This window comes from Bacillus oleivorans, assembly GCF_900207585.1.
GTDB classification, from domain to species: domain Bacteria; phylum Bacillota; class Bacilli; order Bacillales; family JC228; genus Bacillus_BF; species Bacillus_BF oleivorans.
Genome location: NZ_OAOP01000001.1, coordinates 233,760 through 248,726 on the forward strand (window position 1 = coordinate 233,760; position 14,967 = coordinate 248,726).

Here is a 14,967-nt window from a genome sequence, read left to right on the forward strand (position 1 = left end):
TTAAAAGAATGACTCCAACCTATTTAAGGAGGAAACCAATGAGTGAACTATTTACCCAATTAGAAGCAAAAATTAAAGGGAAGGGATTACGGATCGTATTCCCTGAAGGTACGGATGAAAGAATCTTGAGTGCAGCTTCCCGGTTAGCTGCTAATCGAATAGTAACGCCAATTCTTCTCGGGGAAAAGCAAGCAATTGAAACAAAAGCTAAAGAAATAGGAGCGTTAGTCGATGGCATCGAAATTTTAAATCCGCTTGATTATGGAGAAATCGAAAAGCTTGTTGCTGCATTCGTTGAACGCCGCCGTGGGAAGGTAGATGAAAATGGAGCGAAAAAGCTGCTCCAAGATGTTAATTACTTTGGAACGATGCTTGTATATTTAAAAAAGGCAGACGGACTGGTAAGCGGTGCTGCTCATTCGACTGCAGATACTGTCAGACCCGCTTTGCAAATTATTAAAACAAAAGAAGGTATCCGTAAAACATCAGGGGCTTTTGTGATGGTAAGAGGAGAAGAAAAGTATGTATTTGCTGATTGTGCCATTACCATCTCTCCAGATGCACAAGATTTAGCCGAAATTGCCATAGAAAGTGCAAAAACAGCGAGGATGTTTGATATTGATCCAAAAGTGGCACTGTTAAGCTTTTCAACGAAAGGTTCGGCCAAATCAGAGGAGACAGAGAAGGTAGTAGAAGCAGTTCAAATTGCAAAACAAATGGACCCTTCCTTACGATTAGATGGAGAGTTTCAATTTGATGCTGCCTTTGTACCAGAAGTAGCAAAGAAAAAGGCGCCTGACTCAATTATTCAAGGAGACGGAAATGTTTTTGTTTTCCCTAGTCTGGAAGCTGGAAATATAGGCTATAAGATCGCACAGCGCCTTGGAAATTTCGAAGCAGTTGGACCGATTCTCCAAGGATTAAATGCTCCGGTTAATGATCTGTCTAGAGGATGCAACGAAGAAGATGTCTATAAGCTTGCTCTTATTACAGCAGCGCAAAGCTTAACGGACTAAGCGCTACATAAGGAAATATGATAAGAGTCTTGATATAATGAACAAGACTCTTATTGTTTATATTTGAAATAAATGATTCGTTTGACATAGATTAGGAGAGAAACCGCAAATGAAAACTTCTTTACTAAAACAGCCGGTTTGGAGAATTATAGATCATACCAATCGGGGACCCGATTTTGATGCACTAGAATCTTTTGCGATCGATGATACCCTTTGTACCTTAGTGGGAAAAGGGCAATCACCAGCAGTTGCAAGAGCGTGGGTCCATCATCGGACAGTTGTACTGGGAATTCAAGATACAAAACTTCCGTATTTAGAGGAAGGTATCGAGTGGTTAAAACAAAACGATTATCATTATTTAGTCCGAACTTCTGGCGGACTGGCTGTTTTACTAGATGAGGGGGTTTTAAATCTATCACTTATTCTTCCAGAGGCCGAACATAGAATCGGCATAAATCTCGGCTATGACACCATGGTTGATCTCATAAAAGAAATGTATCCGGAAGACGAGGGCTTAATCGATGTAAAAGAAATTAGCGAATCCTATTGTCCGGGAAGCTATGATTTAAGTATAAACGGGAAAAAATTCGCAGGTATTTCTCAACGCCGTATCCGTAACGGAGTAGCAGTTCAAATCTATCTTTGTGTAACGGGTTCAGGAGCTGAAAGGGCTGCTATAGTGAGGGAATTTTACAAGATCTCCAAAAAACAATTGGAAACCAAGTACACATATCCTCAAGTAAACCCGGATGTCATGGGGTCTTTAGCAGAATTATTAAATAAACCGTTAACCATGCAAGATGCCTATCTCCGCTTTCTTCAAGCGCTCAAGAAAAATGGAGAGCGCATTTATATGGAGCCTCTTACCACAGAAGAATGGCCTAGCTGCGAAGCAAACCTCCAGCGCCTCCAAGAACGGAATCAAAAATTGTTAAATCAAATATAAAGAAAACTTGGCTAGCGCCAAGCCTTTAGGCACTTGCCTAGTTGCACTTATCTCGCTCGAAGCGCCACGTCCTAATGTATCGCTTGACTAGGGCATCCTGCCCGTCGTACTTTATTCCTAAAAATTTTCACTACGTCGAATCTACCTCATTGCTAAAATTTTATGCTTTCTTAAATATAAAAAAGCTCGCACACTGCGAGCTTTTATCATAAGACGAGAGCTTGTTGCCTATCTCCCATTTCAACATCTATTCTCTTCCCATTACCCATAGATATCCCTTATTATTCAGCTAGTTTTTCTAAATTTCCGTTTCGGTCCATTTTAAACTTTGTAGCAGGACGCTCATCCTCTTCAAAGGCTACAAATTTTCTGGCACGATTCATAATCTTCATCAGTGTCTCATAATCTTCCTGCATCGTTGTAGAGTCTTGTTCTAATTCTTTTACTCTACGCTCAAGCTCCTCATTTTGCTTGCGAAGCTCTCCAAGTTCACGCTTAAGTCTTTCATTCTCACTTTTTAAGATTTCAGATTGGAAGTTTGTCGATCTTAATCCTTGTAAGTAATGAATGACGGTGTCTAGATTTAAAGTGCCAAGTTTAGTCTGATACGAAACAGGTGTACTGACGGCTTGTGGCTGCAGCTCTTGGCTTACTTCTTCTGTTACAGGTACTGCCTGAACTTCACCTTGTTCAGCCGAAAAGACACTCGCATCATTCTCTAAAAATTCAAGAGACGGACTTGGGGGTTGATATAGAAGCTTTTTCTTTCCAGCGTGTTCCTTGCCTAACAATCTCTGCCGCTGTTTTCTTTGTTTTTTAGCTAGCTGAAGCGCTTTTTCATAGCGATGACGGACCACGGCATTCCAGCGAAATCCACAGGCTGCCGACGTTCTATTAAGCTTGTCACCTACTTCTTCAAAAGCATTTAATTGGGTACTGCCTTCACGGACATGACGTAATACGGTTTCTGCTAACAATAAATCGTCTTCGTCTGTCCATGCATCTTGACGAGTTTTCATATAATCTCAACTCCCTATTTTCATAAGTAATTTTCTATTTAAAGCATGGACAAGTTTGCAAAACTTTATACCTTTATTTTAAAAAGGATGATAGTTTCCCATACTATTTGCAAATTTTTATGAAAAAAATGAGTTATTTATTAAAAAATGTATCTTGCTGCATTCTATAAAGACAGGCTTGTATACATGGAAAAATAGGAAAAAAATTTTAAAAGAAGGAAATACTGAAATCAATAGGATTTCCATTTTTTATGTGAAAAACGAAGATGCGGACGCACATAAAAATAGCTATAATAAAAACATGCTAGTTAGGAAGTGGGTTAGTGAATGGCATATTCTACTGAAAAATTAAGTGAAGAAAAGGTATTTAAAGACCCTGTTCACCGCTATATACATGTAAGAGATCGTGTTATTTGGGATTTAATCGGGACATCCGAATTTCAAAGATTGCGAAGAATTAAACAGCTCGGAACAACGTACTTAACCTTTCATGGGGCAGAACATAGCCGATTTAATCATTCTCTTGGAGTATACGAGATTGTTAGGCGAATAGTCGATGATGTATTTGATGGCAGACCAGAATGGAAACAAGAATCACGTTTACTTTCTCTCTGTGCGGCGTTATTACATGATCTTGGACACGGACCGTTTTCTCATGCCTTCGAAAAAGTGTTTGATCTGGACCATGAGGAATTTACCCAAGCGATTATTCTTGGAGATACCGAAGTCCAAAAAATTTTAACGAAGGTTGATCCGAATTTTCCGAAGCAGGTTGCCGAAGTAATTGCCAAGACTTCTGAAAATAAATTAGTTGTAAGTCTCATCTCCAGTCAAATTGACGCAGACCGAATGGATTACTTACAAAGAGATGCCTATTTTACAGGAGTAAGCTATGGCCATTTTGATATGGAACGGATATTACGGGTGATGCGGCCCCGTGAAGATCAGGTCGTGATCAAACATAGTGGCATGCATGCTGTAGAAGATTACATAATGAGCCGATATCAAATGTATTGGCAGGTTTATTTTCATCCTGTTTCTCGAAGCGCAGAAGTCATTTTGACAAAAATTCTCCATCGCGCCAAAGACTTATATTATGAAGGATATAAATTTAAATTCACACCGATTCATTTTCAAACTCTTTTTCAAACAAAGGTTGAGCTTAAGGACTACTTAAAGCTAGATGAACCCGTGATGATGTATTACTTCCAGATGTGGCAGGAAGAAGAGGATTCTGTTTTGAGTGATCTCTGCAGGAGATTTATGAACAGAAACCTATTTAAATATGTGGAGTTTGATCCTGCAAAAGAATATAAAAAGCAGTATGAGCTCATGGCCTTATTTGAGAGGGCAGGTATTAATCCGGAATATTACTTAGTCGCCGACTCTTCTTCTGATCTCCCATACGATTTTTATCGCCCAGGAGAAGAAGGAGAACGTCTTCCGATTCATCTGCTGATGAAAAATAATGAACTGCGGGAACTCTCGCGACAATCAGATATTGTAGATGCGATTTCCGGAAAAAGAAGAACCGACCATAAATTATATTTTCCAGCGGATTTATTGTTTGATGATTCACAGCATCAGGCAACGAAAAGACAAATTCGAGATTTATTGGATTTGAAGTAAGACAAGCTTTCAAATCTACTCAGCAAGATCCGGTATCCTTGAATAATATAAAAAATATTTATTATAGAAATAGACGGAGTAGGAGATGAAGGGCTTTGTTAAAGGACCATGCGCGAGTTTTAGGGGCGATTGCAGCTTCAGGAGAAATAGCAGGGAGAAAAAAGCTGCAAAAAATGATTTTTATTGCAAAAAAAATATCCTTCCCATTTCATGAAAAATTCCAATTTCACTTTTATGGTCCCTATTCGGAAGAGCTTACATTGCGAATTGAGGAATTATGCAATATGGACTTTTTGGATGAGGTGAAGGAGAAAGTAGGCGGGTATTCTCAATATCGCTATAGTTTAACCGAAGCAGGCAAGGAATTTCTCAGTCATTTTCAGCAGCAAGATCAGAATCTAAAGGTTTGTTTAAACGATATGAACCAGCAAACTTCCAGGTTTTTGGAGCTGGTTTCAACTGTTCTTTATTTTGAATCCTTATCAAAAGAAGAAGTGACCGAAAAGATCTTTACCCTAAAAAGCAAGCAAAAATATACACTTGAAGAAATAGAAGAAGCCTATCAATATATTGATAAATTGAAATCATATATTGACTACAAACAATGATGATACAGGCGTTTTAATTTAGCAAAAAAAAGAGGACCGTGCGCGTCCTCTTTTTTTGCAGGGTATTCTATAATGTTGTAGCAATAATGGCAACGATTGGGATGGCATTCATTAAAAATATACTTAATTGAAAAGTAGTGGACAGCTGTTGCTTTTGCAGAGAATCCTGCTCCACTTGCTGAATGGAATCGCGATAACGGAACCAGTTAATTAAAAAGTTAAACAGCATGGCAGCTCCCACAATCAAAATGACGACAAGCGGGCTTAGCTCGGCTTCTTCTATATTCATAAAACCTAAAACTAGCAATAGAATAGGTATAGTTTCCACAAGGGCAACGGAAACCATCAGTTTCGTTTGAACTTTGTGAAGAGGCAATTTCCCTTCAACAATTTGTGAAAATGCTTTTCTCACCGCAATCGAAATTCCGAAGGATGCAATCACAGCTGCTAGAATAAAATAGTATAACGGATCCAAATTATTCACTCCTAAAATAGTAGTAATCCAGTTTTCTATTATGAGTGTACACGAATTCCGTAAATTGTAAATCTTTAAGTAGACTTATTTTCTTTTCTGTCATTGATTTTGTATACTGTAAAAAGAATCTGTAAAATGAGGTGGCGGCTTTTGCTTTTTCAAGATTTTAGTATAACCGAAATGATTTATCTTGCCTTAACGTTAGCAATCGCTTTTTCTGTGCATGAATTTGCTCATGCCTATTCAGCCTTCCGTTTTGGCGATAATACGGCAGCTCGCCAAGGACGATTAACGCTGAATCCTATAAAACATTTAGATCCGATTGGAACTATTCTGTTTTTTATTGTAGGGTTTGGATGGGCTCGGCCGGTACCTGTAAACCGATTTAATTTTAAAAATCCGCGGGTTGCTGGAATTATCGTATCAATCCTCGGTCCAATCAGTAATTTACTGTTAGCAGTGGTTGGTGCATTTTTGTATTATCTCTTTATCTATCTGAACTTGACCTCTGATTTTTTCTATACATTTTCTGAATTTCTTCGGTTTTTTGTACACATAAATGTTTTGTTGTTTATCTTTAACCTCATTCCGCTTCCTCCATTAGACGGGTATCGGATTGTAGAGGATTTAATGCCGAGACAGGTGAGACCGACGTTAGCCAAATTAGAGCCATATGGTGCCATTATCTTCTTAGTATTGATATTAATTGATCCGCTCTACCGTGTAACAATCGGGGTCCTTCTTGGTGAGTGGGTACCAGCCCTCGGCGGCGCTATACACCAGTTCTTTTTTGAACTCTTTATTACACGCTGATAAGCTTCGTTTAGAAGGAGGAGTCATTCAATGGAGAACAAAGAGAATAAGAAAAAGCCAATTACGTTTAATATCATCAAAAATGATCCGACTGACGGTCATAAAGGCTTTGGCGTAGGAGCCCTAAGTCTTGAAAACATATCCCCGGTCTTTGTGGATGTGGAAGAAAAGAATGCTTTCGTCGATATTGGGGCGATGCATGCAAGAAGCACCGTCGAAAAAGGCATCAAATTTTTAAAAGATAAAGAGCAAGTCCCAAACGGAAAGCCCTATTGGCTGGTCTGGGTTACAATTAACCGCAATGAAGAAGGTCCGTATTACCATGGAGTGACGGCATGTGAAATGACGGTCGATCGCTCGATTCGAAGAGGGTATAAATCCCTGCCAGAACATGTGAATCGGATGGATAAGTCATTAAAAGGCCATGTTATAGTCGACCATATGGACGATTCCTCTAAAGCAGTACTTGGCCAATTTTTAAAAAATCACGATCCTGGAATGTGGAACCGTTCGGACGAAAAGCTGAGAAAAGATTTAAATATGGAATGATAATCGGTTTTAATTACTCCATAAACGGATGTATGCCTTCAATATGTGTCATTTTAATGAACAAAAGAGCGGGCGTCTTGCTCGATTTAGGAAAAATTAGGTACACTTAGGAGGCAAAGCACTTTTATAGAAAAACTAGGACACAAAAAGCCCCAGGGACAGCACCCCTGGGGCTTTTTGTGTCTTGTCGATATGCTGGTTTAAGGGTTAGAGGGTATGTGAGTTCGGGGAAAAAGTCTGTCCGAGTTCGGTTAAATGGATGTGAGTTCGGAAAAAGGGTGTCCGAGTTCGGTTAAATGGTTGTGAGTTCGGAAAAAGGGTGTCCGAGTTCGGTTAAATGGTTGTGAGTTCGGAAAAACGATACCTGAGTTCGGTAAATAAGTATCTGAGTTCGGTAAAATGGTTCTGAGTTCGGTAAAACGATACTGAGTTCTGAAAAAAAACGGAGTAAAGTACAGAAAAACATGTATTTAGTTACTGTTACGAGCCCTTAGTTCTGAAAAATGTGTATTAAATCCAGAATTGCAGGTGTCGAGTTAGGAATAACGAGTGCTAAGTCCGGAATAACCGGTGCTAAGTCCGAGATAACAAGTGCTAAGTCCGGAATAGCCGGTACCGAGTCCGGAATAACAAGTGCTAAGTCCGGAATAACCGGTACCGAGTCCGGAATAACACGGTGTGAATGTCGAAAATCAAATACCAAGTTCTGCAAAAATCAGGGAGAAAGTTCCCCACAAAAACCGGCCCTTAGAAATTAAACAAAAAAACCAAGGTTCTGACAGCGAAACAAGTAAATCTGCTGCAAAATCCTGGTTTCATGAAGTGCCAGCCATCCTTACCCTGGTGTTTATCCCAACCAGTCGAACAGCTTTTTATACCACGGCTGATCCTGTCCAGCAGGCGAATTTTCATCTGCTGGCTTTTGCTCTATATCATCGAATGGCTCTTTAATGTGCTCGGTGCAGTATGTGGTGGGTTCGGTTCCTTTGATATAGTACGTGTAGCGTGCAACTGGACAGCTTTCAGTTGCTAATTTGCCATTGTCAGGATTCACATACACGCCAACCACACCATCGGTCGGAATAAAGGTTCTGACTGGTTCATCATCTAAGGCCTTTTCCATAAAATCAATCCAAATATTCTTCGCATACGTTTTTTCAGCAGTCAGGGTGATTTCCTTGGCCTCATCATATCCTGTCCAAACCCCAGCTGTCAGCTGTGGGGTAAAACCGATCATCCAGCTGTCTGTATCGGTAGAACCTGATTTCCCTGCATACGGGCGGGTTATTTCATTAATAATAGAGCTTCCTGTCACACTTGTATAATCATTGAGTTTCGGGTCAAACATCCCTCTTAAAAGGCTCGACATCACAAACGCTATATCGGGATCGAGGACCTGTTCATTTTCTGGCTTGCTTTCGTACAGTACCTCTCCTTTTTCATTGACGACTTTTTTAATGAAGGTTGGTTCCACTTTTTTACCGCCATTCGCGAACATGCTATAGGCGTTAACCATTTCCACAACACGGACACCAGACGTTCCTAATGCAAGCGAAGGAACCTTTTTCATCTCAGACGAAATTCCGAATTGTTTCACAGTTTCTGCCAATACTTCCTCTCCTAAAAAGAGATGGGTTTTAACCGCATAGACATTATCAGATAGAGCCAGTGCCTGAGCCAGCGTGATTTCATCCTCTGCATAGTGATTATTAAAATTGTGAGGGGTATACTCGGCGCGGCCCTCGTCATATTTGAAGGTCGTAATTTCACTTCTCATCGTGGTGGAAGGGGTGAACCCTCTTTCCAGCGCTGCATAGTATAACAGCGGTTTAATCGTTGATCCCGGCTGGCGCAATGCCTGGTAAGCCCGGTTGTAGGTACTTTCCTCATAATCTCTGCCGCCGATTAGGGCTTTGACATATCCGGTTACAGGGTCCATCGCAACAAAGCCCACTTGAATGTCGGACTCGTCTGACATATTTTGCTTAACCGCTTTTTCCGCAAATTGCTGCAGGTTCGGGTCAATCGTTGTATAAACCGTTAACCCGCCCATCGCTATGGTATCTTCACTAATATTCAGCTTATTGACTAACTCGCTGCGGACGATATCCTGAAAATAAGGAGCAAAACTGTTTTGAACATGCGGGTGCTCTCCGATTAATGTCAGCTTTTCTGCTTTGGCTGCTTCTGCTTGCTCTGCCGAAATCGCTTCTGTTTCCGCCATTTCATCCAAAATCAGTTCCTGTCTCGCTTTTGCTTTGGCAAAATTGATAATGGGTGAATAATGGCTGGGTCCCTTAGGGACACCGGTTAGCATTGCCGCTTCTGCCAAAGAAAGCTGGTCGGCATCCTTGCCAAAATAAAATTGACTGGCTGCTTGAATTCCGTAGGCTCCATGTCCGTAGTAAATCGTATTTAAATAGCCTTCAAGAATTTCCTCTTTTGTATAATTCATCTCTAGCCGCAGAGCATAAAACGCTTCAGCCAGCTTTCGTTTCCACGTCTTATCATGCTCCAAAAAGAGGTTTCGTGCATATTGCTGGGTAATCGTACTAGCACCTTGAACTTTGGACATTGCCTGGATATCCGCTAAGGCGGCACCGGCAATTCGCTTTAAATCAAAACCGTGATGCTTATAAAAATTACGATCTTCAATGGAGATCGTTGCGTTTTGCACATCCTCTGAAACGTGATCAAGAGAAACCCAATGCCTGATCTCTCCCTGTGGATTGGTAGCACCAAAAATTTCCCCATCGTCGGCTAGAAAAAGAGAGGATTTTGGAACAACGAGTGGAGGCGGCCCCAGAACCTTCGCATAAATAAATACCGCACTGACCATGATAAAACCAATAATGGTGGCAAGCAGAGACAAGAAAAATAAAGCTCTTGCATATTTTTTTGTTTTTTCAAAATGGTTTCCTGTCAAAATTTCCATCGTTTGTTCACCTCTCTTAAATGACAATATTTTCTGCATTTCCCGAACTCCTTATTCTTATTTTTGGAAAAAAGAGAGGGGATTAAACGTTGTAGCCTAATAAAGAGAATACAGAGTAAAAAAATATTGAAATTTTGCTAGATTCCTCTATACTTTTTTCTTAGTGTAGAAAATAACGTTTGTATTCATCTACATAGGGAATGATTTTTAAAAGAGAGTGTTTAAGTTTTAACCATAGAAATTTACGAATGCAGATTGAAAGGATGAGTTAATATGGGTGGATTCTGGTTTACTGAAAAACAAACAGATCATTTTGGAATTACAATGAAGGTAAAAAGAACCTTACATACTGAAAAAACGGAATTTCAGCAATTAGACATGGTGGAAACAGAAGAGTGGGGCAACATGCTTCTGCTTGATGGCATGGTTATGACTAACCAAAAGGATGAGTGGGTCTATCACGAAATGGTTGCCCATGTTCCGTTATTTACACATCCAAACCCTGAAAATGTATTAGTTGTCGGCGGCGGAGACGGAGGCGTTATTCGCGAAGTCCTTAAACACCCAAGCGTGAAAAAAGCGACTTTAGTTGAAATTGACGGAAAAGTAATCGAGTACTCTAAAATATATTTGCCGGAGATTGCTGGGCAATTAGAAGATCCTCGCGTCGATGTTCAGGTAGATGATGGCTTTATGCATATCGCTCAAAGCGAAAATCAATATGACGTGATCATGGTCGATTCCACAGAACCAGTAGGACCAGCGGTTAATTTGTTCAGCAAAGGTTTTTATGCGGGAATTGCCAAAGCTTTAAAAGAGGATGGTATCTTTGTAGCGCAAACCGATAATCCATGGTTTAAAGCGGACCTGATTCAACAAGTGTTTAAAGACGTAAAAGAAATTTTTCCAATAACACGCCTATACACAGCCAATATCCCAACATATCCAAGCGGATTATGGACTTTTACGATCGGATCGAAAAAACATGATCCGCTCGCAGTAGAGGACAGCCGTTTTCACGATATCGAGACCAATTACTATACAAAGGAATTGCATAAAGCTTGCTTTGTGCTGCCAAAGTTCGTAAAAGATTTAACGGAATAAGAGAGGGGAAAGAAAATTAATGCGTTTTGATGAAGCCTATTCAGGTAATGTTTTTATTAAAAGTTATCCTAGCTTTGAAGAAAGCAAGGCCGTTATTTATGGAATGCCAATGGATTGGACCGTCAGTTTTCGTCCCGGCTCCCGTTTTGGTCCGGCACGAATTCGCGAGGTTTCTCTAGGATTGGAAGAATATAGTCCGTACCTAGATAAGCATTTAGAAGAAGTCAAATACTTCGATGCAGGCGATATTCCATTACCGTTTGGAAACCCGCAAAGAAGCTTGGATATGATTGAAGAATTTGTTGGCAAGGTTCTAGATGAAGATAAATTTCCGCTTGGCTTAGGCGGGGAGCACTTATGTACATGGCCTGTTTTTAGAGCCATCCATAAAAAATATCCTGATTTTGCTGTGATTCATATTGATGCTCATGCAGACTTACGCGAGGAATATGAAGGAGAGCCGCTATCTCACTCTACCCCAATCCGCAAAGTCTGTGGCCTGATTGGACCTGAAAACGTGTATTCCTTTGGGATTCGTTCTGGGATGAAAGAAGAATTCCAATTCGCAAAAGAGTCTGGCATGTACATGGCTAAATTTGATGTAGCAGTACCGCTTAAGGAAGTTCTGCCAAAGCTTGCCGGAAGAAACGTCTATGTCACCATTGACATTGATGTATTAGACCCCGCTCATGCCCCTGGCACAGGTACAGCGGAAGCAGGCGGGATTACCTCCAAGGAAATGCTGGAGGCCATTACGCTCATTGCCAATTCTGACGTTAATGTAATTGGAGCTGATATTGTCGAAGTCGCTCCAGCTTATGATCACTCTGAACAAACCCAAATCGCTGCCAGCAAATTTCTGCGTGAAATATTGCTTGGCTGGGTATAACAATAACATGCGCACCCGGTTTAAATACGCTTAACCGGGTGTTATTTTTTTATGAAACAAAGGTATGAAACAAAGGGACGGTTCTTCTGTTTCAATTAGAAATCGATTAATCTTTTAGAAGGACTCTAAAGACCTAAATCCGGGAATAACGATACAAGAAAGTCCTTTAGAAGGGGTCTCAAAGCCAAATTCACGATATTGATTCTGGAAATGTCTTTTAGAAGGATTCTCAAGACCCAAATTCAGGGAATATCAATGAATGAAAGTCCTTTAGAAGGGGTCTCAAAGCCCAAAACCATGCATTGAGTGCAAGAAAAGTTCTTTAGAAGACTCTCATCCACTAAATAAATGCCAAAAAATCATAGACATTGCGATTACATTTAATTAAATTTATACTAATAAAGTTATCCATTCTTTCTTAAGGGGGAATTCATTTCTCTCGCTCGAACAGGAAACAGGAGGTTTTTCTTTGACTGAGGTTGAACAAAATGTCAAAATCACACTTCACAATGAAATCAAACGGGATCAGGAAGTAGAAAACTATGAATTAACTGTCTTTGGGCAGTATTATAAAAAAGGGAACAGTGAATTTTTAAAATATGAGGAAGCCCTAGAGAACGGGATGGTGAAAACCATTCTGAAGTGGACTGGTGATGAGACGGCTCTAGTTTTGCGCAACGGTGCCGTTTCAATGAGGCTAGAGCACAGAATCAAAGAAACCACACGCGGCAGCTACGAGCATCAGTATGGGAGGCTTCCGCTTGAGGCATATACGACCGCTATCAGCCATTCTGTCCAAAATCAAGTCCACACGCTTCAGCTTCGGTATGACTTAAATGTGCAGCAATCATATGTTGGTACATATAATATGACATTCACGTTTCAGGAGGTCTAAGCATGAGTATAGTGAACGAGGTTCAAGAACAAATCAAGCAAGAGATAAAAAATGCATGTGTAAAAGCTGGTCTTGCAAAAGCAGAAGAAATCCCTGATGTAATATTAGAAACACCAAAGGATAAAGAACATGGGGATTACGCAACCAATATGGCGATGCAGCTCGCACGTGTTGCAAAAAAAGCGCCGAAACTAATTGCTGAATCCATTAAAGCAGAGTTTGATCTATCGAAAACCTCTGTTGAAAAAATTGAAATTGCCGGCCCAGGTTTTATTAACTTTTATTTGAACAATCAGTATTTAACCGAACTGGTTCCAACTATTCTAAAAGCAGGAGAAGCTTACGGGAAGTCGAATATTGGACAAGGCAGAAAGGTTCAAGTTGAGTTTGTCTCGGCAAACCCAACCGGGGATCTCCATCTAGGGCATGCTCGCGGAGCAGCAGTAGGAGATTCACTCTGCAATGTTCTCGCCAAAGCTGGCTTTAACGTTTCCCGTGAATACTATATTAACGATGCCGGAAATCAAATCCATAACCTCGCTTTATCTGTAGAAGCCCGATACTTCCAAGCGCTTGGTATTGAGCGTGATCTTCCAGAAGACGGCTATTATGGTGAAGATGTCATTCAAATCGGAAAGCGGCTCGCTGATGAATTTGGCGATAAATATGTAAATGCAGATGAACAAGAACGCTATGAATTCTTTAGAGAATATGGATTAAAATATGAGCTTGAAAAACTTAAAATAGACCTAGAAAATTTCCGTGTGCCATTTGATGTATGGTACTCTGAAACGTCTCTCTATAAAAATGGGAAAATCGATGAAACTCTCGCGAAGTTAAGAGAGCTTGGCCATATTTATGAAGAGGGTGGAGCGGTTTGGTTCCGTTCTACCCAATTCGGCGATGACAAAGACCGCGTTTTAGTAAAAAATGATGGAACCTACACGTATTTAACGCCAGACATTTCCTACCATGAGGATAAATTTGCCCGCGGTTTTGAAACGTTAATAAATATTTGGGGTGCTGACCACCACGGCTATATTCCTAGAATGAAAGCAGCGATGGAAGCGCTCGGCCACAATCCAGACGACTTAGAAGTAGAAGTCATTCAGCTCGTTCACTTATATAAAAACGGCGAAAAGATGAAAATGAGCAAAAGAACCGGTAAAGCGGTCACGATGCGTGAGCTTGTTGAGGAAGTCGGCTTGGATGCGGTCCGTTATTTCTTTGCAATGCGCGGTGCCGATACTCACTTAGACTTTGACTTAGATTTGGCAGTGTCCCAATCTAATGAAAACCCGGTTTACTATGCCCAATATGCCCACGCCCGGATTTGCAGTATCTTGCGTCAGGCTGAGGAAATGGGAATAACTGATGAGCAGGCCGACTACTCATTAATTGGAAGCGAAAAAGAAATCGAGTTATTGAAAAAGCTAGGGGAGTTTCCGCAAGTGATCGCGGAAGCAGCCCTAAGAAGAATTCCGCATCGGATTGCGAACTATATCCAAGACCTGTCTTCTTCGTTCCACAGCTTTTACAATAGCAACAAGGTATTAGACCAAGAAAATCTAGAGGTAAGTAAAGCACGTTTGGCACTAATTAAAGCTGTACAAATTGCACTGCAAAATGCGTTAAAGCTAATAGGGGTTTCGGCTCCAGAGAAAATGTAAGCTCAGATGACCAGGAACAGTAGCAGGATGCTGTTTCTGGTTATTTTTTTGGCTGGTGTTTTAAAAGGGATGATGAGTTCTGATAAACGAGTGCCGAGTTCGGTAAAACGGTTCTGAGTTCGGAAATAGGGTGTTCGAGTTCGGTAAAACGGTTCTGAGTTCGGAAATAAGGCGGCCGAGTTGGGTAAAACAGTTCTGAGTTCGGAAATAAGGCGGCCGAGTTCGGTAAAACGGTTCTGAGTTCGGAAATAGGGTGGCCGAGTTGGGTAAAACAGTTCTGAGTTCGGAAATAAGGCGGCCGAGTTCGGTAAAAAAGTTCTGAGTTCGGAAATAAGGCGGCTGACTTCGGTAAACAGTTCTGAGTTCGGAAATAAGGTGGCCGAGTTCGGTAAAACAGTTCTGAGTTCGGAAATAAGGCG

The 14,967-nt window shown here is 40.7% G+C and carries 13 protein-coding genes; 10 read left to right on the forward strand and 3 right to left on the reverse strand.

Features of this window, described 5'->3' with window-relative positions; genetic code table 11:
• The first annotated feature begins 38 nt into the window (after window positions 1-38).
• Together pta and lipL are read left to right on the forward strand one after the other, a co-directional pair.
• Window positions 39-1,016: a phosphate acetyltransferase gene (gene pta, locus CRO56_RS01115; RefSeq protein ID WP_097156751.1), complete on the forward strand. Its 978-nt coding sequence runs from the start codon at window positions 39-41 to the stop codon at window positions 1,014-1,016.
• 109 nt (window positions 1,017-1,125) lie between these two features.
• Entirely contained in the window at window positions 1,126-1,962 is an 837-nt protein-coding gene (lipL, locus tag CRO56_RS01120) for an octanoyl-[GcvH]:protein N-octanoyltransferase (RefSeq protein ID WP_097156752.1), read from the forward strand.
• A gap of 281 nt (window positions 1,963-2,243) precedes the next feature.
• On the opposite strand, the gene CRO56_RS01125 is transcribed toward lipL, so the two are convergent.
• Window positions 2,244-2,981, reverse strand: coding sequence for an RsfA family transcriptional regulator (locus CRO56_RS01125; protein ID WP_097156753.1), 738 nt, complete (start codon window positions 2,979-2,981; stop codon window positions 2,244-2,246).
• A gap of 327 nt (window positions 2,982-3,308) precedes the next feature.
• Between CRO56_RS01125 and CRO56_RS01130 the strand changes: the two genes are divergently transcribed.
• Both CRO56_RS01130 and CRO56_RS01135 read left to right on the forward strand, forming a co-directional pair.
• Window positions 3,309-4,610, forward strand: a complete 1,302-nt coding sequence (locus CRO56_RS01130; protein ID WP_097156754.1) for an HD domain-containing protein — start codon at window positions 3,309-3,311, stop codon at window positions 4,608-4,610.
• A gap of 95 nt (window positions 4,611-4,705) precedes the next feature.
• Window positions 4,706-5,218, forward strand: a complete 513-nt coding sequence (locus CRO56_RS01135; RefSeq protein WP_097156755.1) for a YwgA family protein — start codon at window positions 4,706-4,708, stop codon at window positions 5,216-5,218.
• 67 nt (window positions 5,219-5,285) lie between these two features.
• On the opposite strand, the gene CRO56_RS01140 is transcribed toward CRO56_RS01135, so the two are convergent.
• On the reverse strand, window positions 5,286-5,693 hold the full coding sequence (locus CRO56_RS01140) for a hypothetical protein (protein WP_097156756.1): 408 nt from the start codon (window positions 5,691-5,693) through the stop codon (window positions 5,286-5,288).
• Window positions 5,694-5,873: 180 nt separating this feature from the next.
• Between CRO56_RS01140 and CRO56_RS01145 the strand changes: the two genes are divergently transcribed.
• Both CRO56_RS01145 and CRO56_RS01150 read left to right on the forward strand, forming a co-directional pair.
• Complete coding sequence (locus tag CRO56_RS01145; RefSeq protein WP_425427164.1) at window positions 5,874-6,506, forward strand: site-2 protease family protein; 633 nt, start codon at window positions 5,874-5,876, stop codon at window positions 6,504-6,506.
• A gap of 30 nt (window positions 6,507-6,536) precedes the next feature.
• Window positions 6,537-7,055, forward strand: coding sequence for a YwhD family protein (locus CRO56_RS01150; RefSeq protein WP_097156758.1), 519 nt, complete (start codon window positions 6,537-6,539; stop codon window positions 7,053-7,055).
• Between the two features lie 847 nt (window positions 7,056-7,902).
• Here CRO56_RS01150 and CRO56_RS01155 read toward each other — a convergent pair.
• A complete protein-coding gene (locus CRO56_RS01155; protein WP_097157188.1) occupies window positions 7,903-9,990 on the reverse strand; it encodes a transglycosylase domain-containing protein in 2,088 nt (695 codons plus the stop codon).
• Window positions 9,991-10,263: 273 nt separating this feature from the next.
• Between CRO56_RS01155 and speE the strand changes: the two genes are divergently transcribed.
• From speE to argS, 4 genes are all read left to right on the forward strand, one after another.
• Window positions 10,264-11,094, forward strand: a complete 831-nt coding sequence (gene speE / locus CRO56_RS01160; protein ID WP_097156759.1) for a spermidine synthase — start codon at window positions 10,264-10,266, stop codon at window positions 11,092-11,094.
• A gap of 19 nt (window positions 11,095-11,113) precedes the next feature.
• Window positions 11,114-11,983, forward strand: coding sequence for an agmatinase (speB, locus tag CRO56_RS01165; RefSeq protein WP_097156760.1), 870 nt, complete (start codon window positions 11,114-11,116; stop codon window positions 11,981-11,983).
• Between the two features lie 469 nt (window positions 11,984-12,452).
• A complete protein-coding gene (locus CRO56_RS01170; RefSeq protein ID WP_179714129.1) occupies window positions 12,453-12,878 on the forward strand; it encodes a YwiB family protein in 426 nt (141 codons plus the stop codon).
• 2 nt (window positions 12,879-12,880) lie between these two features.
• On the forward strand, window positions 12,881-14,548 hold the full coding sequence (gene argS / locus CRO56_RS01175; protein ID WP_097156762.1) for an arginine--tRNA ligase: 1,668 nt from the start codon (window positions 12,881-12,883) through the stop codon (window positions 14,546-14,548).
• The last annotated feature ends 419 nt before the right edge of the window (window positions 14,549-14,967 follow it).

Coding starts and splice junctions, on each gene's coding strand:
- pta (WP_097156751.1), top strand. CDS start 39: ATGAGTGAACTATTTACCCAATTAGAAGCAAAAATTAAAGGGAAGGGA.
- lipL (WP_097156752.1), top strand. CDS start 1,126: ATGAAAACTTCTTTACTAAAACAGCCGGTTTGGAGAATTATAGATCAT.
- CRO56_RS01125 (WP_097156753.1), bottom strand. CDS start 2,981: ATGAAAACTCGTCAAGATGCATGGACAGACGAAGACGATTTATTGTTA.
- CRO56_RS01130 (WP_097156754.1), top strand. CDS start 3,309: ATGGCATATTCTACTGAAAAATTAAGTGAAGAAAAGGTATTTAAAGAC.
- CRO56_RS01145 (WP_425427164.1), top strand. CDS start 5,874: ATGATTTATCTTGCCTTAACGTTAGCAATCGCTTTTTCTGTGCATGAA.
- CRO56_RS01150 (WP_097156758.1), top strand. CDS start 6,537: ATGGAGAACAAAGAGAATAAGAAAAAGCCAATTACGTTTAATATCATC.
- CRO56_RS01155 (WP_097157188.1), bottom strand. CDS start 9,990: ATGGAAATTTTGACAGGAAACCATTTTGAAAAAACAAAAAAATATGCA.
- speE (WP_097156759.1), top strand. CDS start 10,264: ATGGGTGGATTCTGGTTTACTGAAAAACAAACAGATCATTTTGGAATT.
- speB (WP_097156760.1), top strand. CDS start 11,114: ATGCGTTTTGATGAAGCCTATTCAGGTAATGTTTTTATTAAAAGTTAT.
- argS (WP_097156762.1), top strand. CDS start 12,881: ATGAGTATAGTGAACGAGGTTCAAGAACAAATCAAGCAAGAGATAAAA.